The organism is Bradyrhizobium sp. HKCCYLS3070 (genome assembly GCF_051167575.1).
Classification (GTDB): domain Bacteria; phylum Pseudomonadota; class Alphaproteobacteria; order Rhizobiales; family Xanthobacteraceae; genus Bradyrhizobium.
In genome coordinates this window covers 151,138-170,265 of record NZ_JBNPTI010000006.1, presented here as the reverse complement: position 1 = coordinate 170,265, position 19,128 = coordinate 151,138, and the positions used below count along the sequence as shown (strand labels likewise).

General features: G+C 64.4%; 16 protein-coding genes. 11 read left to right on the top strand and 5 right to left on the bottom strand.

Annotated features, from left to right (window positions below):
• Positions 1 to 49 precede the first annotated feature (49 nt).
• The 3 genes from waaF to ACQR03_RS20660 all read left to right on the top strand — a co-directional run bounded on the left by waaF (position 50) and on the right by ACQR03_RS20660 (position 2,293).
• The gene (waaF, locus tag ACQR03_RS20670; RefSeq protein ID WP_315753276.1) at positions 50 to 1,162 is read left to right on the top strand and encodes a lipopolysaccharide heptosyltransferase II; all 1,113 of its coding nucleotides are present in this window, start codon (positions 50 to 52) and stop codon (positions 1,160 to 1,162) included.
• A 63-nt stretch (positions 1,163 to 1,225) separates the two neighbouring features.
• Entirely contained in the window at positions 1,226 to 1,765 is a 540-nt protein-coding gene (locus ACQR03_RS20665) for a D-sedoheptulose 7-phosphate isomerase (protein WP_409998677.1), read from the top strand.
• Positions 1,766 to 2,293 (top strand): D-glycero-alpha-D-manno-heptose-1,7-bisphosphate 7-phosphatase, encoded by a 528-nt coding sequence (locus ACQR03_RS20660; protein ID WP_315753279.1) that lies wholly within the window; start codon positions 1,766 to 1,768, stop codon positions 2,291 to 2,293. It begins immediately after the preceding gene.
• Here ACQR03_RS20660 and ACQR03_RS20655 read toward each other — a convergent pair.
• Complete coding sequence (locus ACQR03_RS20655) at positions 2,275 to 3,321, bottom strand: glycosyltransferase family 4 protein (RefSeq protein WP_315753281.1); 1,047 nt, start codon at positions 3,319 to 3,321, stop codon at positions 2,275 to 2,277. The two genes, ACQR03_RS20660 and ACQR03_RS20655, sit on opposite strands and share 19 nt — an antisense overlap.
• Before the next feature lie 129 nt (positions 3,322 to 3,450).
• Between ACQR03_RS20655 and galE the strand changes: the two genes are divergently transcribed.
• From galE to ACQR03_RS20635, 4 genes are all read left to right on the top strand, one after another.
• Complete coding sequence (gene galE, locus ACQR03_RS20650; protein WP_315753283.1) at positions 3,451 to 4,464, top strand: UDP-glucose 4-epimerase GalE; 1,014 nt, start codon at positions 3,451 to 3,453, stop codon at positions 4,462 to 4,464.
• A 102-nt stretch (positions 4,465 to 4,566) separates the two neighbouring features.
• Positions 4,567 to 6,372: an ABC transporter ATP-binding protein gene (locus ACQR03_RS20645; protein ID WP_315753285.1), complete on the top strand. Its 1,806-nt coding sequence runs from the start codon at positions 4,567 to 4,569 to the stop codon at positions 6,370 to 6,372.
• 33 nt (positions 6,373 to 6,405) lie between these two features.
• Entirely contained in the window at positions 6,406 to 7,107 is a 702-nt protein-coding gene (locus ACQR03_RS20640) for a fumarylacetoacetate hydrolase family protein (RefSeq protein ID WP_434841816.1), read from the top strand.
• 1,141 nt (positions 7,108 to 8,248) lie between these two features.
• Positions 8,249 to 10,819 carry a TIR domain-containing protein gene (locus tag ACQR03_RS20635; protein ID WP_315738949.1) on the top strand — a complete coding sequence of 857 codons (2,571 nt, stop codon included), beginning with the start codon at positions 8,249 to 8,251 and terminating at the stop codon, positions 10,817 to 10,819.
• A gap of 106 nt (positions 10,820 to 10,925) precedes the next feature.
• Here ACQR03_RS20635 and ACQR03_RS20630 read toward each other — a convergent pair whose 3' ends face one another.
• The 3 genes from ACQR03_RS20630 to ACQR03_RS20620 all read right to left on the bottom strand — a co-directional run bounded on the left by ACQR03_RS20630 (position 10,926) and on the right by ACQR03_RS20620 (position 13,100).
• Positions 10,926 to 11,855 (bottom strand): aspartyl/asparaginyl beta-hydroxylase domain-containing protein, encoded by a 930-nt coding sequence (locus ACQR03_RS20630; RefSeq protein ID WP_434841815.1) that lies wholly within the window; start codon positions 11,853 to 11,855, stop codon positions 10,926 to 10,928.
• Positions 11,856 to 12,075: 220 nt separating this feature from the next.
• Positions 12,076 to 12,231, bottom strand: a complete 156-nt coding sequence (locus ACQR03_RS20625; protein ID WP_315712861.1) for a hypothetical protein — start codon at positions 12,229 to 12,231, stop codon at positions 12,076 to 12,078.
• 176 nt (positions 12,232 to 12,407) lie between these two features.
• Entirely contained in the window at positions 12,408 to 13,100 is a 693-nt protein-coding gene (locus ACQR03_RS20620) for a PilZ domain-containing protein (RefSeq protein ID WP_316169703.1), read from the bottom strand.
• Between the two features lie 673 nt (positions 13,101 to 13,773).
• Here ACQR03_RS20620 and cpaB point away from each other — a divergent pair.
• Genes cpaB through ACQR03_RS20600 form a run of 4 tightly spaced genes read left to right on the top strand, consistent with a single transcriptional unit; the run spans position 13,774 to position 18,112 of the window.
• On the top strand, positions 13,774 to 14,589 hold the full coding sequence (gene cpaB / locus ACQR03_RS20615; protein WP_316166163.1) for a Flp pilus assembly protein CpaB: 816 nt from the start codon (positions 13,774 to 13,776) through the stop codon (positions 14,587 to 14,589).
• 17 nt (positions 14,590 to 14,606) lie between these two features.
• Positions 14,607 to 16,076, top strand: coding sequence for a type II and III secretion system protein family protein (locus ACQR03_RS20610; protein ID WP_315712866.1), 1,470 nt, complete (start codon positions 14,607 to 14,609; stop codon positions 16,074 to 16,076).
• Positions 16,077 to 16,109: 33 nt separating this feature from the next.
• The gene (locus ACQR03_RS20605; RefSeq protein WP_315712867.1) at positions 16,110 to 16,847 is read left to right on the top strand and encodes a CpaD family pilus assembly protein; all 738 of its coding nucleotides are present in this window, start codon (positions 16,110 to 16,112) and stop codon (positions 16,845 to 16,847) included.
• Positions 16,844 to 18,112 (top strand): AAA family ATPase, encoded by a 1,269-nt coding sequence (locus tag ACQR03_RS20600; protein WP_316187617.1) that lies wholly within the window; start codon positions 16,844 to 16,846, stop codon positions 18,110 to 18,112. The genes ACQR03_RS20605 and ACQR03_RS20600 overlap by 4 nt, the downstream gene beginning before the upstream one ends.
• 131 nt (positions 18,113 to 18,243) lie before the next feature.
• Here the strand turns inward: ACQR03_RS20600 and ACQR03_RS20595 are convergent, their stop codons facing one another.
• Positions 18,244 to 19,113 carry a tetratricopeptide repeat protein gene (locus ACQR03_RS20595; RefSeq protein WP_315712870.1) on the bottom strand — a complete coding sequence of 290 codons (870 nt, stop codon included), beginning with the start codon at positions 19,111 to 19,113 and terminating at the stop codon, positions 18,244 to 18,246.
• Positions 19,114 to 19,128: the final 15 nt, after the last annotated feature.

Sequence of the window (19,128 nt, the reverse complement as noted above, 5' to 3'; positions counted from 1 at the left end):
CTGCGGCGGCCGAGCGGCTACCAGCGCGCCTGAGCTAGGCAGACAAAGAATGAATTCGAATTCGGCCAAGGTCGAGGTGGACGCGGCGGACACCAGCCCGATCCTGATCATTCCCTATATGTGGATCGGCGATTTCGTGCGCGGCCACACCGTGGTGCGGGTGCTCAAGGAGCGCTGGCCGAATCGGCCGGTCGACCTGCTGGTGACGTCGCTGTGCGCGCCGCTGGTCGATTACATGCCCGGGGTCCGCTCCGGCATCGTCTGGGACCTGCCGCGCAGCCGGCTGGCGCTCGGCCGACAATGGCAGCTCGCCGCGATGTTGCGCGAACGTCGCTATCGGACCGCCCTGGTGATGCCGCGGACCTGGAAATCGGCGCTGGCACCGGCGCTGGCCGGCATCCCCGAGCGGGTGGGCTTCGTCGGCGAGATCCGCTTCGGCCTGCTCAACCGCTGGCGCTGGGGCGAGAAGGCGCTGCCCCGCTTCATCGACAAGAATGCCGCGCTGGCGCTGCCCGACGGGGCGCCGCTGCCGCCGGAATGGCCGCTCCCGCAGCTGCGGGTGCCGCCTGAGGACGTCGCGCACTGGCGCGAGGCCAATGGCCTGGGGAACCGCCCGGCCGTGGCGCTGGCACCGGGATCGGTGGGTGCCGCCAAGCGCTGGCCCTATTACGGCGAGGCGGCCCGGCTGCTGCGCGAGGCCGGCCTCGACGTCTGGGTGGTCGGCGGCCCCGGCGAGAAGGCGCTCGCCGCCGAGATCGTCACCGCTGGCGGCCCGGACGTCCGCGACCTCACCGGAACCGACCTGCGCAACGGCATCCTGGCCATGGCGGCGGCCAGCGTCGCCATCTCCAATGATTCGGGGCTCATGCACATCGCCGCGGCGCTGGGGACGCCGACCATGGGCATCTTCGGTCCGACCAGCCCATACCATTGGGCGCCGCTGAACGGCCTCGCGGCGACGGTCCAGACCAGGACACAGGTCCCCTGCCAGCCCTGCCACCGGCCGGTCTGCCGGATGAACGACCACCGCTGCATGCGCGACATTCCGGCGACCGATGTCGCCGCCATCGCCCAGCAGGTCCTTGCCGACGCGGCAATACCGGTCGTGCACCAGCTTGCGAAGCGACACCGCGCCCCATACACCGGCCCTGACGTAACCTGAGCCGCCCGCGTGACCCGCGCCCTCAACCCGATCGCCAACCATCTCACCCGCTCCCGCGCCGCCATGGAACGCGCGGCCGACGATGCCGCGATGCTCGCCAGCGCCGGGCGGATCGCAACGAAAATCATCTCTGCGCTGCGTCGCGGCCACAAGCTGCTGATCGTCGGCAATGGCGGCAGCGCGGCGGACGCGCAGCACATCGCCGCCGAGATCGTCGGCCGCTACAGGCAGGAGCGGCCCGCCTATGCCGCGATCGCGCTGACGACCGATACCTCGGCGCTGACGGCGATCGGCAACGACTACGGCTTCGATCACGTCTTCGCCCGCCAGGTCGAAGGGCTCGGTACACCGGGCGACGTGCTGCTGGCGATCTCGACCTCCGGCCGCTCGCCGAGCATCCTCAACGCGCTGCGCAAGGCGCGCGAGCGCGGACTGGTCACGGTCGGCTTCACCGGCGCCAAGGGCCTCCCGATGGGCGAATTGTGCGACGAGCTGCTGGTGGCGCCGAGCGACGACACGCCGCTGATCCAGCAGATCCATCTCGCGACGGCGCATGGCATCTGCGAGATGATCGAGGCGGCGCTGATGCAGGACGAGGGCTAGATGACGACCGCTCAGCTCAAGCCGGCGGCGTTTCTCGACCGCGACGGCGTCATCAATCACGACGACAACTACATCGGCTCACCGGAGCGCATCCGCTGGATGCCGAACGTGGCGCAGGCGATCCGGCGGCTCAATGACTCCGGCTATCACGTCTTCCTGTTCACCAACCAGTCCGGCGTGGCGCGCGGGCTGTTCTCGGAGGATGACGTCACGGACCTGCACGACTGGATGCGGGCCGAGCTCGCGGCGCAGGGGGCTGTGATCGACGACGTCCGCTATTGCCCCTACCACACCGAAGGCTCGGTCGAGCGCTATCTGCGCGAGCATCCCTGGCGCAAGCCGGCGCCCGGCATGATCCTCGACCTGATGCAGCACTGGCCCATCAGGCGCGAGGGCAGCTTCGTGATCGGCGACCGCGCCTCGGACATCGCGGCGGCCGAAGCCGCCGGCCTGCCCGGCTTCCTGTTCGCCGGCGGCGATCTCGATGCGTTCGTCGCCGACATCATCGCTCAGACCAGTTCGCGATAGACGGCTGCGATCTTGTCGGCCTCGGCCTCGAGGCTGAACCTCTCCACCACCCGCTGCCGCGCCCGCGCGCCCATCGCCAGTGCGGCATCCGGATCCCGCATCAACGGCTCGAGCGCTGCGACCAGCGCATCGACGTCGCCGGGCGGGACCAGCACGCCTGTGACGCCATCCTCGACCACGATCTCCGCCGCGCCGGCGCGCGCCGCGACCAGCGCCGCTCCTGCCGCCATCGCCTCGATCAGCGTGAGACCAAAACCTTCGTTGCGCGAGGTGAAGGCGTAGATCGTGAGACGCTGGTACCAGCGCTGCACGTCGGCGATGTCGAGCTCGCCGGTGATGATGATGCGCTGCTCCAGGCCCGCGGCGGCGATCTGCTTCTTCAACTCGCTCGCGAACGGCATCTGCTCGGGCGTCACGGCGCCGACCAGCACCGCGGAAAAATCCGGAAAACGCGGCAGCAGCCGGCACATCGCCGCGACGAACACGTCGCTGCCCTTCTGCGCGCGGACGCGGCCGAAGCAGCCGATGGCATATTTGCCCGGCAGTCCGCTCTCGGCGAAGGCCGCGGCGCGATCCGCCGGCGGGGAATACACGTCGGTGTCGACGCCATGCGTCACCACCGTCGCTTCGCGTTTCAGATAGGACGCCGAGATGTCGCTGGTCGCGATGATCGCGTCCATGCGGCGGATCAGCCAGCGCGTGATCCAGCTGTGATGGCGCTGCGCGGCCGAGGTGAACACCAGCTTCAACGGCCAGCCGAGCGCCCGCATGATCACGCCGACGATCATCTCGTCGTTGCGGCGGGCATGCCAGATCAGCGGCCGCCGCCGGCCCCACAATTTGAACAGATCGCTCGCGCGCATCCGCGCGATCCCTTCGGGCGCGTAGGAGCCGAGCCACGCCGCGCGCACCAGCCTCGCCAGCTTCGGCGCCACCATCCGGTTGGTCGCGGTCACGCCGGAATAGCGCCGGTGCAGGTTGGGCACGATCACGTCGAGATCTGCGGCGGAAAACGGCTCGGCTTGCACACTCAACTCCAATTGCAGCGGTTCCCTATACGCAACATTAAGCATCGCCGCCAGTTCGCTATGCACGCAACAGGTCGTTCATTTCGCGGGCGTTAGTCTGCCGGAAACAAACAGGGATCGCGTCAAACAATGACCGTGCTCGTGACCGGCGGCGCCGGCTATATCGGCAGCCACATGGTGCTCGCGCTGGCGGAAGCCGGCGAAAGCGTCGTGGTGATCGACAACCTTTCGAGCGGCTTTTCCGCCTTCGTGCCCGACGGCGTGCCGCTGTTCATCGGCGATGCCGGCGATGAAAATCTCGTCGACGGCGTCATCGGCCAGCACGGCGTCGACAGCATCATCCATCTGGCGGGCTCGGTCGTGGTGCCGGAATCGGTGCGCGATCCGCTGCTCTACTACCGCAACAACACCATGACCACGCGCAGCCTGTTGAATGCGGCGGTCAAGCGCGGCGTCAGCCGCTTCGTGTTCTCCTCGACCGCGGCCGTCTACGGCAATCCGAACGAGGTGCCGGTGCCCGAGAGCGCGCCGACCCGTCCGACCTCGCCCTACGGCACCTCGAAGCTGATGGCCGAGATCATACTGCACGACGTGGCCTCGGCACATGACCTCAACTACGTGGTGCTGCGCTACTTCAACGTCGCCGGCGCCGATCCGTTCGGACGAGCCGGGCTTGCCACCGTCGGGGCGACGCACCTGATGAAGATCGCGATGGAGGTCGCCACCGGCCAGCGCGCCAAGATCGACGTCTACGGCACGGATTATCCGACCCCCGACGGCACCTGCATCCGCGATTTCATCCATGTCTGCGATCTCGCCCAGGTGCACCGCTCCGCGCTGGCCTATCTGCGCGCCGGCGGCAGCTCGGTCACGCTGAATTGTGGGTACGGCCGCGGCTATTCCGTGCTCGAGACCATCGAGGCCGTCCGGCGCGTCTCCGGCCGCGCCATTCCCGTCCAATACGCGCCGCGGCGCCCCGGCGACATCATGAGCATGGTCGCCGACACCAGCCGTCTGAAGGCGCTGCTCGACTGGACGCCGATCTATGACGATCTGGAAACGATCGCCGCCCATGCGCTGGCCTGGGAGGAGAAACTGTTCCTGGAACGCCACAGCGGCACGCTGCAGCGGGCCTCGGCCTAGAATCAACGACTTAGCCGGACGCCGGGGGGCTTGAAAAAGCCGCCCCGAGCGGGCAAGCACTGCTGTCCGCCCGGCGATTTGTCCCGGCGGCCAGGGACCAGAATGGCCGAATTTCCGAAGAAGATCACCGACGATCCCTATGGCGCCGCGATCCTGATCCGCCGCCTCGTGATGGAACAGGGCATCCTCTACTGGCGCCGCTATCTCACCGCCTTCGCGCTGATGGCGGTCTCGGCCGGCGCCAGCGCCGGCGCCGCCTACATCCTCGGCCAGGTCATCAACAAGGCCTATGTCGACAAGAGCATCCCCGGCATCGCGGTGCTCTCCGGCGTCACCGTGCTGCTGCTGTTCGTCAAGGGCGTCTCGACCTACGGCTATGCGGTGATCCTGTCGAAGATCTCGAACGCGATCCTCGCCAACAACCAGCGCGCGCTGTTCGCGAAGCTGATGAGCGAGAGCATCGGCTTCTTCTCCGAGCGGCACTCGTCGGAGTTCCTGGCACGCCTCACCGCCGGCGCCAAGTCCATCACCGACGTCCTGACCATGCTGATCAACGCGATCGGCCGCGACCTGCTGCTCTTGATCAGCATGATCGCCGTGATGGTCGCGCAGGACCCCTGGATGTCGCTGCTCGGCCTCGTCGTCGTGCCGCCGGCCATGCTGGTGCTGCGCAAGCTGGTCAAGCGCATCAAGGGCCTCGCCCACAGCCAGTTCACCGGCAATGCCGACATCCTGGAGACCATGCAGGAATCGCTGCAGGGCATCCGCACCGTCAAGGCGTTCACGCTCGAGGACGCGATGCGCGCGCGCATCGACGAGAACATCGCGGTGGTCGAGCGCAACGCCAACAAGATGGCCCGCGTCTCCAACCGCTCCAACCCGCTGATGGAGATGCTCGGCGGCTTCGCGGTCGCCGGCTGCCTGATGTATGGCGGCTATGCCGTGGTCGCGCTCAACGCCACGCCCGGCCAGTTCTTCTCCTTCATGACCGCCTTCCTGATGGCGACCGAGCCGGCCAAGCGGCTGGCGCGGCTCAACATCGATCTCAACAGCCAGCTCGTCGGCGCCCGCATGCTGCTCGAAGTGGTCGACAGCCCCGCCAGCGAGCAGCCCGACGACGACAAGCCGGCGCTGAAGCTGACGCAGGCGAAGATCGAGCTGCGCGACGTCTCCTTCGCCTATCGCGACAACGAACCGGTGCTCAACCGCATGAGCTTCACGGCCGAGCCCGGCAAGGTCACCGCGCTGGTCGGCCCGTCCGGCGGCGGCAAGTCGACGGTGCTGGCGCTGCTGCTGCGGTTCTACGAGGCGACCGCGGGCGACATCCTGATCGACGGCCAGTCGATCGCGCAGGTGTCGCGGCGCAGCTTGCGCGAGCAGACCGCCTATGTCGGCCAGGACGTCTACCTGTTCCGCGATAGCATCCGCGCCAACATCGCCTTCGGCAAGCCGGGCGCGACCGAGGCCGAGATCATCGAGGCGGCGAAGGCGGCCTGCGCGCACGACTTCATCATGAGCTTCCCGCTCGGCTACGACACGCCGGTCGGCGAGCACGGCACCCAGCTCTCCGGCGGCCAGCGCCAGCGCATCGCGGTCGCCCGCGCGCTGATCCGCAACGCGCCGATCATCCTGCTCGACGAGGCCACCGCGGCGCTGGATTCCGAATCCGAGCGCCAGGTGCAGGAGGCGATCGAGCATCTCTGCCAGAACCGCACCACCATCGTCATCGCGCATCGCCTGCACACCATCATGAACGCCGACGCCATCCTGGTGGTCGAGGCCGGCGAGATCGTCGAGCGCGGCCGGCATGACGATCTGTTGCGCCGTGGCGGCCGCTATGCTTCGTTCTTCCGCCTGCAACAGCGCGACATGGGGCCTAACGTCATCCCCATGACCGCGACGTCCTGACCCGCTTATTTCACCGCACCCGAGATCCATTTCATGAGCGCCTCCACCGTCATCCCGGCCTTCCCGCAGCCTTCGCTTCCCGTTGTCGGCGAAGCCAGCGTCTTTCCGGTTCGCCGCATCTGGTGCGTCGGCCGCAACTATCTCGAGCACATCCGCGAGATGGGCAATGACGAGCGCGATCCGCCGTTCTTCTTCGCCAAGCATGCCGACATGCTGGAGCCGGACGGCGCCGTGATCCCCTACCCGCCGCTGACCAAGGACATGCATCACGAGGTCGAGCTGGTGGTCGCGCTGAAGAGCGGCGGCCTCAACATCCCCACCGACAAGGCGCTCGACCACGTCTACGGCTACGCCGTCGGCATCGACCTCACCCGCCGCGACCTGCAGCTCGCCTCCCGCAAGATGCAGCGCCCCTGGGAGGTCGGCAAATCGTTCGACCATTCCGCGCCCTGCTCGGCGGTGGTGCCCGCGGCCAAGATCGGCCACCCCGCGACGGGCAAGATCTGGCTGTCGGTCAACGGCACCGAGCGCCAGAAGGGCGACCTCTCCGAGCTGATCTGGAACGTGCCGGAGATCATCTGGAAGCTCTCCCAGCAGGTCGAGCTCGCCGCCGGCGACATCATCATGACCGGCACGCCGGCCGGCGTCGCGGCGGTCGTCCCCGGCGACAAGATCGAATGCGGCGTGGACGGCGTGGGCACGCTGAAGGTCTCGATCGGGCCTGCGGCGGCGTAAGCGGCGCCCACGGTCCCTCGCAACACTTCCAAAAAGGCCGCGCTCTGCGCGGCTTTTTTCGGTCTGGCGCCCGATCGCAGCCAAGCACCGGGGTCACCCTCCCCTGGAGGGGGAGGGTCAGACCTGCTTTGCGACATCATCTGATCCACAATCTCAAACAGCGTTCAGGCTGAGACGAGCATCCACGCTCTCGCGACGCAGTCCGCGCCCTGAACGGCTTTCCTTCATTGAAGCCCAATCGCAGCCGAGGACTGGTTCACCCTCCCCTGGAGGGGGAGGGTCGCCTCACGAGGAGCGAAGCGACACGTGAGGCGGGGTGGGGTGATCTCTCCTCTGGCACCGGTGCGCGTGGAGAGATCACCCCACCCCGCTCGCCCGCTTCGCGCGCGAGCGACCCTCCCCCTCCAGGGGAGGGTGGGCACCGGCCGAGCGGCAACACTGATCCACAATCTCAAACAGCATCAAGGAAGAGACGAGCACCCACGCTCTCGCGACGCATCCCGCGCCCGAGTGATGCTCCAATTCCCGCCCTCTCCAGATGGAGGGCGCAGGGAAGGCCGGGCGCTGGCCGCGCCCGTGGCCCGCCTGCAGAAAAAAAGCAGGCGGCAGTCACCACAGGTCTGGCCGAATACACCCGGCCTTCCCCGCGCGATGGTTTTAACAGGCTATAGCGCGCTCTTCCTGGTGCACCGGGCTTTCTGGCCACCATCCCCCGCGCGAGGCATAGCCTCGTCGCGACGTTGACACTAGCATCGGAGTATCAGAACCACGCGCCTTCACCGTCCGCGAGCCAAGCGCTCGTCCGTGCTCATCACACGCCGCCGCCCGCGTCCACCGCATCCCCTTGCCAACGTCCGTGACGACCGCGAACCGTCCCCTACCGTGCAACGGGATGGGTAATATTCTAATGCTGATTTGGCGAATACGTCAAGAGGCTAATGTTTTACCGAACACTTGACGAGTCTGCGAAGATCTAGAGCAATGCGGATGACGAGCCCGGAACCCAAGTGAAGTCACCCGATTGTTTCTAAACAATCCACTCGTAAACGTATATCATAACCCGATTCACGCCCAGCACGACGACTTCGATTTTTCCAACGCAATTCCGAATTGAGTAGAAACAACAACTTGTGAGGCATTCATGAGCACAAAGGTGTTTCTCTCCCTATCTTATGTAGACAAAGAGTTTGTAGCCGCAGTTCGTCGCCGACTTCCAGCCGGATTAGCCTACTTCTACGAAGAGAGCTTCAGCAATGGCAAGCGCCTCCTCGAAGAAATGGCGAGGTACGTACAAGATTCCATTATCTTCGTACTATTTGCCTCAAAGATCAGCCAACAATCACCTTGGGTTGGCTTTGAAATCGACGTTGCAAGGCTACAGCAAATACAGAAGAAGAACCATCGTATCCTCGTATTTCCTACTGACCACGACGTCCAACTTTCAGACCTACCTGAGTGGCTCCGAAATTACTGGATACCGAGAGCGGGCTGGTCTGAGGCTGACATAGCACGATACATCACAGGCATCCTGCTGGAACCAAACGTCGGGCTTTCACCAGGAGCCCCCAGGGTAATTGGTCGAGGCAAGACATTAGACAGGCTTGAAAGAATCGCTGCTGACCACGTTGCGCGCAAGCGCAGAAGTCCGAATGCATATTTTCTGACTGGCTTCCGTGGGGTGGGTAGGCGGACATTTGCCGCGTATTTTATGCGCAGCGCACTCTCCACTGATGCCAATCTAACTTTTGGACCCACCCTAGCTCTGTCGGGTTCAGCTGATTTAATCGACCTTTTTCAGTCGCTCAGAACGGAGATCTCGCCCGTTATTCCAACGACAGAAGCTATACGAGAACGGAAGACATTTGAAGATCTGAGCCTTGCAAATCAAGTTGCAGAAGTCATCCGATTAATCGATCACTTTAGTCGCCTTGGACAAGCCGTTACGGTTGTTTCGGCCGGCGGCTTTTTTGAAGACTCAGGAGCACCGAAAGACTGGGTACTTCCACTGCTTTCAGCCATACCTAAAGAGGCACTTCTGTTCGCTATCAGCAACCGCCAACTTCCGCACGAGACCGTCGAAGCGACCGACAATGTGGTACAAATGCGAGTTGAAGAACTAGATGATCAAGATATCCGAGCGCTCATGATTAGAACCTCTGAGCGATTCGGCTTACAGAATATGTCGATTTCAAATGAGCTTATTCGTGCAATCGGCGGACATGCCGACGTTGCAAACGCAGCGATCCGACTGGCGGCAATCAAAGGAGCACACACTCTAGAGCGCGACCCTCGCCAACTCTTCAATATTCAAAACACTATACTCGGTGAAAACATTGAGTCCGAAGCACTCTCTGACGATCAACGCAAAATACTTTCTCTGCTAAGCTGGGTACCGTCCCTGAATGGAGGGCTTTTGGAGAGAATACTTACATCAGACAACAACATTAGCCACGAACGTTTTTTCAAAGCCGTCGACGATTTGGTCCTTGGCTGCCTTATTACAGCGACAGGACCGCTATACTCAATATCGCCAGCCATCCGCTTCCTCTATCGCAGATTCAATGTTACTTCGCCCGAACTCCTGAAGAAGTTCGCAAGGCAGATGTCCGCAGAATGGAAAGAAGCGCAGGCAAAGGGGAAGTTTAACAACGATCTTTTCGAGGCGTTCGTTTTTATGCACTCCCTGGAGGGATCATCACTTCCGCCCGAACTTCGCCCTCTACTGACTCCCGGTATGCTAGTAGATGTTTTGAGAGACACGTACGCTCGCGGAAAAGACGACCCTGAAAAACTTAACCTCGTAATCCGGTGGGGTCATCTTTCCGATCAAATGAAGATGAGCGAGGCCGCTAGAGAAGAGGTGCTATCGACCGTCGCCCGCGCCAATATTCGGCTCGGAAAATACTTAGATGCGGATGAGATTATCGAAACAATGCAGAAAAAGCGCTACCGGTCAGTTGCCTTTTTACGTGGACACTCGCTTAGACGACAAAGAAAGTATTCGAAAGCGATAGAACTACTAATCGAAGCGGCACGAGACAAAAAACTGAATAGATCGGCGGTCCACGAACTAGCTCTTGCCTATAAGAAATCTGGCCGACTAGCGGACTTACGAAAATTGCTCCGCAACAATTCTGACTTAATACGCGATAGCGCGATGTTTGCTGATTTTCAGATCGGAGTAGATTTAGCGCGAAATGACTTCGCTGCAGCAGAAGCAGCGATTCGTGGACTTCGACAGATGCCTGATGATAACGGTCAATCAGACATACGCATGGCGCAACTGCTTATGAAGAAGCAGAACTTCAAGGCTGCATTGGAGATACTTAATCATTTGCTTACGACCGAAAGCGTCGACAGCATACGAGTTCGCTCCATTCGAGCAGTTTGCGCAGCAAAACACGGCAAGTACGACGTCGCGAGAAGGGATATCGATTTTGTCAAGAGCTTTCCAGGGTCGAGCGATGCAGTGGTTAGTCTCGACGCAAGCCTGCTGATTGAACAGAAGCGACCGAAGGATGCAAGACAACTCCTAGATAAGCTTCCAGAAAAAGGACCGGAGGAATGGATCCTATACGCCAAAGCATTGGAGGTCGAAGCAGAGCTAGCTGAAACTCTTGCACCTGACGCAATCGAGTTAAGGCGTATGGCCGCGCAAATTCGAGCAGACTACAACTTTGCCTTCGAGTACGATTTTGCGGAGTCGTCATAGAATGCTGCGCATAGACGCGACAATCGAAGGGCGTATGCATGCTTGGCCGCGTTCCTTGTTGCCGAAGAACGGCGGATTGCATTCCGCCAATCCGTCCTACTCCCCTTCACCGAAACGCCGACACCACGATGGCGCCGACGATCGCCACCGTCAACGTGTACTTCGCCGCATAATACACCGTCCGGTTCCACGCCTTCACCTTACGCGTGGCCAAGTGAAATTCATACAGCTTTCCGAACACCTTGTTCAGCACGCCGACATGCTCGCCCTCGACGTTCTGGGTCGCCGAGGCCTTGACGATGTGGTGGCTGACCCAGCGGTTGATGGCGGCGATGAAGCCGAGCTTCATCGGGCGCTCGACGTCACAGAACAGGATGATGCGGTTGACGTCGGTGGCGTTCTCGGCGCTGTGGATGAAGGTCTCGTCGAACATGAAGGCCTCGCCGTCGCGCCAGACGCAGGGCACGCCGTCGACCAGGATACGGCACTTGTCGGAGTTCGGGGTGACGAGCCCCAAGTGATAGCGCAGCGAGCCGGCGAAGGGATCGCGGTGGGCGCCGAGCTTGCCGCCGGGCGGCAGCATCGCGAACATCGCGCCATGGACGTTCGGGATGGCGTTCAGCAGCTCGACCGTCTTCGGGCACAGCGTGCGCGCCGACGGCAGGAAGTCGTCGTACCATTTCAGATAGAAGCGCTTCCAGCCGCTCTTGAAGAACGAGTAGAAGCCCCAGTCGTTGTTCGCCGCCGCGGCGCGGATGAAGCCCTCGTCGAACAGACGCACGGCCTCCTCGCGGATCTCCTGCCAGTTGTCGGTGAGCCTCGAGAGCTCCGGAAACTGCTCCACCGGGATCACCGGCGTGTTGGGCACAGCCGAGCCGGCATACATCAGCACGTTGTAGGGGGCGAGATAGGTGGAGTGGTCGCCGAGCTGGCGGGCGAAGCGCAGCCGCTGCTTGCCGCGGAAGTGGACGTAGATGGTGGCCCCGATCAGGATGTAGAGGCCGATGAGCTGTGGCGCGAAGAGCTGTCTGAGCATGTCCGGGACCCATGATCCGGCCGCTCAGAGCGTGTTGCGCAGATGTGTCGCCTTCTGGGCGAGATCGAAGGGGTGCTCTGATGCCGGCCAAGGGCCTCAATTTAGCCGCAATCGCGACCGGCCGCATCCCTTCGCACGAGGGTTGTGAACGGGAATCGGGGTTGAAAGTTCTGCGGCGTGACCCGGCTGCAACAGCCGCCGGCCCCGGCTCTCGATCCCGCTAAGCCCGCGTCAGCTCCTGCAGGCCCTTGAAGGTCAGCCGCTTGGGGTCCCGGACGCCGGCCAGATACATGCGGCGGATGAAGGCGGCCACCGCGTCGCGGTCGCAGCCGGTCAGGACGACGATGGCATCCACCGCGGTCTTCTGGGCCTCCATGGGACTGGTCCTCCTGGCAATGCACCCGGCACGCGCAAGCTGTCACGATGCCGATTAACATCGCGTTAACCGTGCGGACGGCCGCCGGTTCCCATGCCGCGATTCCTGCCGCCGCTCCATACGCGAAACCGCGCAGGCCGGAGCGGCCGCCGTCGAGCGCCGCAGGAGCGCCGCCGTCACACCAGGAAGAAGTCCTCCGGCGCCCCGATCAGGCGGTCATCGCCGTGCACCACGAGCTGCCGCCGCATCGGGCGCACCGGCGGTGTGATGACCCGCCGTTCGAGCTCGTTGGCGCCTGGCAACTGGTCGACGAAGCGGACGGCGAAGCCGTCGGGGAAATGCCTGATGACACGGCCGATGCAACTGCCCACCGCCAGCGGCGTGCCGATCTCCGGCTGGATCTCCGCCGAGACCGCGGCGCCCGACATCGAGGCATCGATCACGAAGCACGGGATGCAGCTGCCGTCGGCGAGCGTCAGCGCCGAATGCGGCGAGTTCGGCACGAAGCGCGCATCGCGGCGGGAATCGCGGATCGACGGATCCTTCTGCTTCTTCTCCAGCCAGACCAGCTTCTCGGCGAGCTTGGCGCGCTCGGCGCGCGTCATCTCCAGCTCGAGCAGAAAGCCGCCATGCACGGTGTCGCTGATCTCGCCTTCGAACTTGCCGAAGTCGCGGAAATACGAGGTCAGGCGATCGCCGACCTTGCCGACCACGGGCACCTCGAGCAGCGCGCGGAACGGCGACACCCGCGTGGTGCGGCATGCGAAAGACCGCAGCCGTCCTTCAGGGGAATACCAGTTCGGAAGCGTGTAGGACCCGACCGTCTGAATCCTGACCGCGCGCTGCTTCAGGAATCGAGCAACCGACATTGCACGTCTCCCCCCGAACCCATGCTGTCCCCGACGATGGCCCGGCCGACGCCGCGGCACGATATGCCTGTTACAATTTCTGCGTGCATTTTCGGTCGAACTAAATCGAATTGGGCAAAGCCGCCATGCCCGGACCGTGCGCGCAAATTGTTGAGGAAATCTGAATCCGAGACGGAAATCCCGCTCAACGGAATCGTATGTCCAACCCGTTTCCGCTTTCTAAAAATGCCGGCCCGTCGGACTACGGTGCGGCGCGGCACTTGTTCGTCGCGGGCACGAGCGGCTGATCGCATCAGCCGCGGCGCCATCGCGCCACGACGCACACCGTCTCACGATGACCGTGCGTTCGCGTCCAACGTGATTAGTCAATGATTCATCCTAACGCGCGACCACCGAGGCGCGGATGCAACTCACAATTTCATTCAATCTGGTGAGCAACTATCAGCGCGCGCAACCGCGCTGCGAGCAAACAGCTAACACATTCGCGTCGTTTCGCTATTTGCTTGCTAACAACCTGTTCACCACTTGCGCAATCGGTCCGCACGGCAGCTGCTGCAGCCCATGCCGTTCAATTTCGCTTATACTATTGCCGCTTAGTCGTAAGTGAGGGGGACGGCTGTCAGTCGGCTCGCGCGTCGCCCCAGGCGTATGAGTAAGCAAAGTAGTCACGCGTATGATGACCGCACGCATCGTGGTGTTAACCATCGCTCTCGGCGCGGGCGGCGTTGCGGCCTATCTGGTCAGCAATTCCGACGGCCAGCGGCAGACGCCGGCGGCGCCGGTCGTGCAATTGCCGACGGTCGAGGTGCTGGTCGCCAAGACCGACATCGGGCTCGGACAGGCGATCAAGCCCGGCGACCTGATCTGGCAGACCTGGCCCGAGGCCGCGAGCAACATCTTCATCCGGCGCGGCGACCGTCCCGAGGCGGCCAATCAGCTGGTCGGCACCATCGCCCGTTCGCCGTTCGTGATCGGCGAGCCGATCCGCGAGCAGAAGCTGGTGAAGGCGGACGGCTCCGGCTTCATGGCGGCGATCCTGCCCGCGGGCATGCGCGCGATCTCCACCGAGATCTCACCCGAGACCGGCGCGGGCGGCTTCATCCTGCCGAACGACCGCGTCGACGTCATCCTGTCGAAGCGCGACAAGAACCCTGACAAGCCCGGCGCCGCCGACTTCGTCAGCTCCGAGATCATTCTCTCCAACGTCCGCGTGCTCGCGATCGATCAGGCGCCGAAGGAGAAGGAAGGCCAGAACACCGTCGTCGGCAAGACGGTGACGCTCGAGCTCAGGCCCGAGCAGGCCGAGACCCTGGCGCGCGCGCGACAGGCCGGCTCGCTGGCGCTGGCGCTGCGCAGCATCGCCGACGTGAACGCCGCCGACGGCAACAAGACCGAGGCGCAGCAACAGCAGCAGCAGATGGCGCGACGGGGCAGCGCCATCGAGATCATTCGCTATGGGATCACGAGCTCGCTGACGGCGCAGAAGTGACCGAAAGGACGAGGAAGATGATGGGTGGGCATCAACGCGCAAAGTTCGGGACGTGGGTCGTCCGCGCGCTATCGACATCGGCCGTGATCGGGCTTGCGCTCAATCCGGCGCTGACGCCGGTGAAGGCGGCCGACGACAGGCTGGAGACGCCGGTGGTTTCGGTCGGCTCGTCGAAGGTGCGCTTCCTCTCGCTCGGCATCGGCAAGTCGGTGGTCGTCGACTTCCCGCAGGACGTCAAGGACGTGCTGGTCGCCGATCCCAAGGTCGCCAACGCGGTCGTCCGTTCGGCCCGGCGCGCCTACATCATCGGCGCCGCAGTCGGCCAGACCAACGTCGTGTTCTTCGACGGCGAGGGACAGCAGGTCGCCGCCTATGACATCGCGATCAAGCGCGATCTCAACGGCGTGCGCCAGGCGCTGAGCCAGAGCATTCCCGGCGTCAAGATCGACGGCGTCGGCGAAGGCGTGATCCTGACCGGATCGGTGTCGAGCCCGGTCGAGGCGCAGCAGGCCGGCGAGATCGCCGCACGCCTGGTCGGCGGTGCCGACAAGGTGGTCAACTCGATCGTCGTGCGCGGCCGCGATCAGGTGATGCTGAAGGTCAACGTGTCGGAGGTCCGGCGCGAGATCGTCAAGCAGCTCGGCATCGATCTCAGCGCCAGCCTGAACTACGGCACCGCGGTGGTGAACTTCAACAACACCAACCCGTTCACCGCCTATGGCAAGTCGCTGGTCGGCCCCAACGGCCTTTCCGCCACCGGCGGCGGCTTGTCGTCGGTCTCAGCGACGCTGCGCGCCATGGAGACGGCCGGTGTCGTCAAGACGCTCGCCGAGCCGAACCTGACCGCGATCTCCGGCGAATCCGCGACCTTCATCGCGGGCGGCGAATTCCCGATTCCCGGCGGCTATTCCTGCGATCCCACCACGCGGGTCTGCAGCACGTCGATCACCTACAAGAAGTTCGGCATCTCGCTCAACTTCACGCCCGTCGTGCTCGGCGAAGGCCGCATCAGCCTCCGGGTGATGACGGAGGTGTCGGAGCTGTCGAACGACAACGCGATCACGGTCTCCTATGCGCTGACCTCGGCCTCGACCTCGTCGGTGACGATCCCCGCGATCCGCACCCGCCGCGCCGAGACGACGGTCGAGATCCCCTCCGGTGGCTCGATGGCGATGGCCGGCCTGATCCAGAACCAGACCAAGCAGGCGATCAACGGCCTGCCCGGGCTCAACCAGCTGCCGGTGCTCGGCCAGCTGTTCCGCAGCCAGGACTACGTCAACAACGAGACCGAGCTGATGGTGCTGGTGACGCCCTATGTCGTGCGCGCCGTCGCCCAGAAGGAGCTGTCGCGTCCGGACGACGGCTTCGCGCCGGCCACCGACTCAGAGTCGGCGCTGCTCGGCCGCATGAACCGGCTGTACGGCATCGCCGCCAGGGTCGACGCGGCCACGGGGCAGCCGGCCGGCTTCGGCTTCATCATCGACTGAGATTGCGGGACGACGGGGCACGGGGGAACGATCATGTCGGCAACATCCATACCAGACGGCAGGCGCGCGCTGCGCCGGATCGTCGCCATCGCGGGGCTGGCGCTCACGCTCGGCGCCTGCAACACCACCACCGGTGAGGTCGTCGCGACGATCCCGGACGACTACAAGATCCGCCATCCGATCGCGATCGAGGAAGGCCGGCAGTCGACCGTCGTCTTCATCGGCAGCGGCCGCGGCGGCCTGACCTACCAGCAACGCGTGGATGTCGCGGGGCTCGCGCGCTCATGGCTGCGCGAAGGCACCGGCGGGATCATGGCGGAGGTGCCGACAGGCACGTCGAATGCGCGCGCCGCGGCCGACGCCTACCGCGAGATCCGCGCCGTGCTGACCGCCGGCGGCGTTCCCTCGCACGCGATCACCCTGCGCAACACCATGCCCGACGATCCGCGGCAGCTCGCCGTCATCCGGCTGAGCTATCCGAAGATCGCCGCCGTCGCCGGTCCCTGCGGGCTGTGGCCCGACGACCTCGGGCCGAACTTCAGCAATCCCGGCTACAGCAGCAACCAGCACTATCAGAATTTCGGCTGCGCCACGCAGCGCAACCTCGCTGCGATGATCGACAACCCGGCCGATCTCGAGCAGCCGCGCTCGGAGATGGCCGCCTACACGCCGCGCCGCTCCGCGCTGTTCGAGAAGTACCGCAAGGGCGAGTCGACGGCGGTGGCGTATCCGGAGTCCGACAAGGCCAAGCTCAGCGATACAGGCAAATGATCAACGCGTCCCGTCAGAGCCAGGATGAGCAGCCCGGCCCCACCGGCCCGGCCCTCGACGATCACATCGCGCCGGTCCCGCGCGTCTCGGTGCAGGCATTCTGCGAAACCGACCAGACCTCGGCCGCGATCCTCGCCGCGAGCCAGGACCGCCGGCTCGGCAAGGCGCACATCACGATCAAGGCGGGCGGCATGCCGCGCGCCATCGAGACCTATCATTCGCAGCCGACGCCGAACGTCATCGTGATCGAGACCAGGCCCGGCGGCGACATTCTCGGCGGCCTCGACGATCTCGCCAGCGTCTGCGATCCCGGCACCCGCGTGGTGCTGATCGGCAGCCCGTCCGACGGCGTCGCCTATCGCGAGCTGGTCCGGCGCGGCGTCAACGACTACGTGCTCGGCCCGGTCGAGACCATCGACGTGATCCGCTCGGTCTGCAGCCTGTTCTCGGCCTCGGAGGCCGTCATCACCGGCCGCATCGTCGCCGTGGTCGGCGCCAAGGGCGGCGTCGGCGCCTCCACCGTCGCCCACAACGTCGCCTGGAGCATGGCGCGCGACCTGACGCTGGATTCGGTCGTGATCGATCTCGACATGGCGTTCGGCACCGCGGGGCTGGACTACAACCAGGATCCGCTGCAGGGCATCGCCAACGCCGTGTTCCAGCCGGACCGGCCGGATACGGCGCTGATGGAGCGCCTGCTCGCCAAATGCACCGAAAATCTCAACCTGCTCGCCGCGCCCGCGACGCTCGACCGCGTCTATGATTTCGGCGCCGACGCATTCGACGCGATCTTCGACACCCTGCGCATGACCCAGCAATGCATCGTGCTCGACGTGCCGCACCAATGGTCGGCCTGGACGCGGCATGCGCTGATCAATGCCGACGACATCCTCGTGGTCGCCGAGCCCGATCTGGCGAACCTGCGCAACGCCAAGAACCTGCTCGGCGTGCTCAAGGCCTCCCGTCCCAACGACCGGCCGCCGCTGTACTGCCTGAACCAGGTCGGCATGCCCAAGCGGCCGGAGATCGACCTGAAGCGCTTCGCCAAGACCGTCGAGGCCGAGCCGGTCGCGGTCATCCCGTTCGACTGCAAACTGTTCGGCACCGCCGCCAACAACGGCCAGATGATCGCGGAGATATCGGGGCTGAGCCGCACGCCAAAACTGTTCCAGGACATCGCGAACCGGCTCACCGGACGGATCGACCACAAGCCGCAGCGCGGCTCGCTGCTGGCGCCGATCGCGAAACTGCTCGGCGCGAAATAGCGCCTGAGATCATGATGCGATTCCAGGGACTCGCATCATGATCTCATCTCTTTGTTTGGGCATGATCTCCGCGTAAATGCCGTTGGCGTTTGTCGCGAGGGAAAACCGGTTTCCACTTTCCGGATCATGCTCTAGTCGTCGGACCGGCTGAGTGCCCGCGCCAGCGCCTTGTCGGGCTCGCCGGCCACCGGACGGTCGCGGCGCGGCGACAGCTCGCGCTGCGCGATCTTGCGGCGCTCCAGGATGCGCTTGACATAGGCGACGCTGGCGCTGGCCTGCTCCGGCGGCAGCCCCGAACGCGCGATGCTCTCGGCCTCGCTCATCCGGCCCTGCAGGCCGACGATGACGGCGAGATTGGTCCGGACCCGCGGGCTGGCATCGGGGTGCGCGCTGGCCTTGCGCAACTGCTCCTCGGCCTTCGGCAGTTCGTTGGAGAGCGCATAGGAGAGACCGAGATTGGACAGCACGGAAGGATCGTCAGGGGCGATCTTCAGCGCCGTCATGTAGTATTGCCGGGCCTCCTCGTTGCGCCCCATCTGGTCGAGCGTGGCGCCCTGCGCCGACAGGATGCGCCAGTCGGGATCCTCGGGCGAATGCGCGCGGCTGAGCACGTCGAACGCCTGCTGGAAATTGCCATTGTCGGCAAGCGCGCGGCCAAAGGCCGCCAGCAGCGCCTTGTTGCCGGGATTGGCGATCGTCGCCTGCTCGAGCACGGCGACCGCCTGCGAGCGCTGGCCGGTGCCGCGCAGGGCGCTGCCATAGCGCAGCGCCACCTCGGGATCGTTGGGATTGGCGCGGAAGCGCTCGCGGAGCTGGTCGATCTCGGCGCGCGGGTCGGCGGCGGCCGCGCGGCTCTTTTCGGGATTGCCGCCCAGTGCCCCCGTGACCTCGCTGAGATCGGTGGTCTGGCAGGCGCCGAGACCGAGCAGCACGGCCGTGAACGACAGCGCGAACGCGGCCGGCCGGAGCAGAGGGAGAGAGCGAAGGGGCCGCGTACGCATGCAACTGAACTACTT

Coding starts and splice junctions, on each gene's coding strand:
- waaF (WP_315753276.1), top strand. CDS start 50: ATGAATTCGAATTCGGCCAAGGTCGAGGTGGACGCGGCGGACACCAGC.
- ACQR03_RS20665 (WP_409998677.1), top strand. CDS start 1,226: ATGGAACGCGCGGCCGACGATGCCGCGATGCTCGCCAGCGCCGGGCGG.
- ACQR03_RS20660 (WP_315753279.1), top strand. CDS start 1,766: ATGACGACCGCTCAGCTCAAGCCGGCGGCGTTTCTCGACCGCGACGGC.
- galE (WP_315753283.1), top strand. CDS start 3,451: ATGACCGTGCTCGTGACCGGCGGCGCCGGCTATATCGGCAGCCACATG.
- ACQR03_RS20645 (WP_315753285.1), top strand. CDS start 4,567: ATGGCCGAATTTCCGAAGAAGATCACCGACGATCCCTATGGCGCCGCG.
- ACQR03_RS20640 (WP_434841816.1), top strand. CDS start 6,406: ATGAGCGCCTCCACCGTCATCCCGGCCTTCCCGCAGCCTTCGCTTCCC.
- ACQR03_RS20635 (WP_315738949.1), top strand. CDS start 8,249: ATGAGCACAAAGGTGTTTCTCTCCCTATCTTATGTAGACAAAGAGTTT.
- ACQR03_RS20630 (WP_434841815.1), bottom strand. CDS start 11,855: ATGCTCAGACAGCTCTTCGCGCCACAGCTCATCGGCCTCTACATCCTG.
- ACQR03_RS20625 (WP_315712861.1), bottom strand. CDS start 12,231: ATGGAGGCCCAGAAGACCGCGGTGGATGCCATCGTCGTCCTGACCGGC.
- ACQR03_RS20620 (WP_316169703.1), bottom strand. CDS start 13,100: ATGTCGGTTGCTCGATTCCTGAAGCAGCGCGCGGTCAGGATTCAGACG.
- cpaB (WP_316166163.1), top strand. CDS start 13,774: ATGATGACCGCACGCATCGTGGTGTTAACCATCGCTCTCGGCGCGGGC.
- ACQR03_RS20610 (WP_315712866.1), top strand. CDS start 14,607: ATGATGGGTGGGCATCAACGCGCAAAGTTCGGGACGTGGGTCGTCCGC.
- ACQR03_RS20605 (WP_315712867.1), top strand. CDS start 16,110: ATGTCGGCAACATCCATACCAGACGGCAGGCGCGCGCTGCGCCGGATC.
- ACQR03_RS20600 (WP_316187617.1), top strand. CDS start 16,844: ATGATCAACGCGTCCCGTCAGAGCCAGGATGAGCAGCCCGGCCCCACC.
- ACQR03_RS20595 (WP_315712870.1), bottom strand. CDS start 19,113: ATGCGTACGCGGCCCCTTCGCTCTCTCCCTCTGCTCCGGCCGGCCGCG.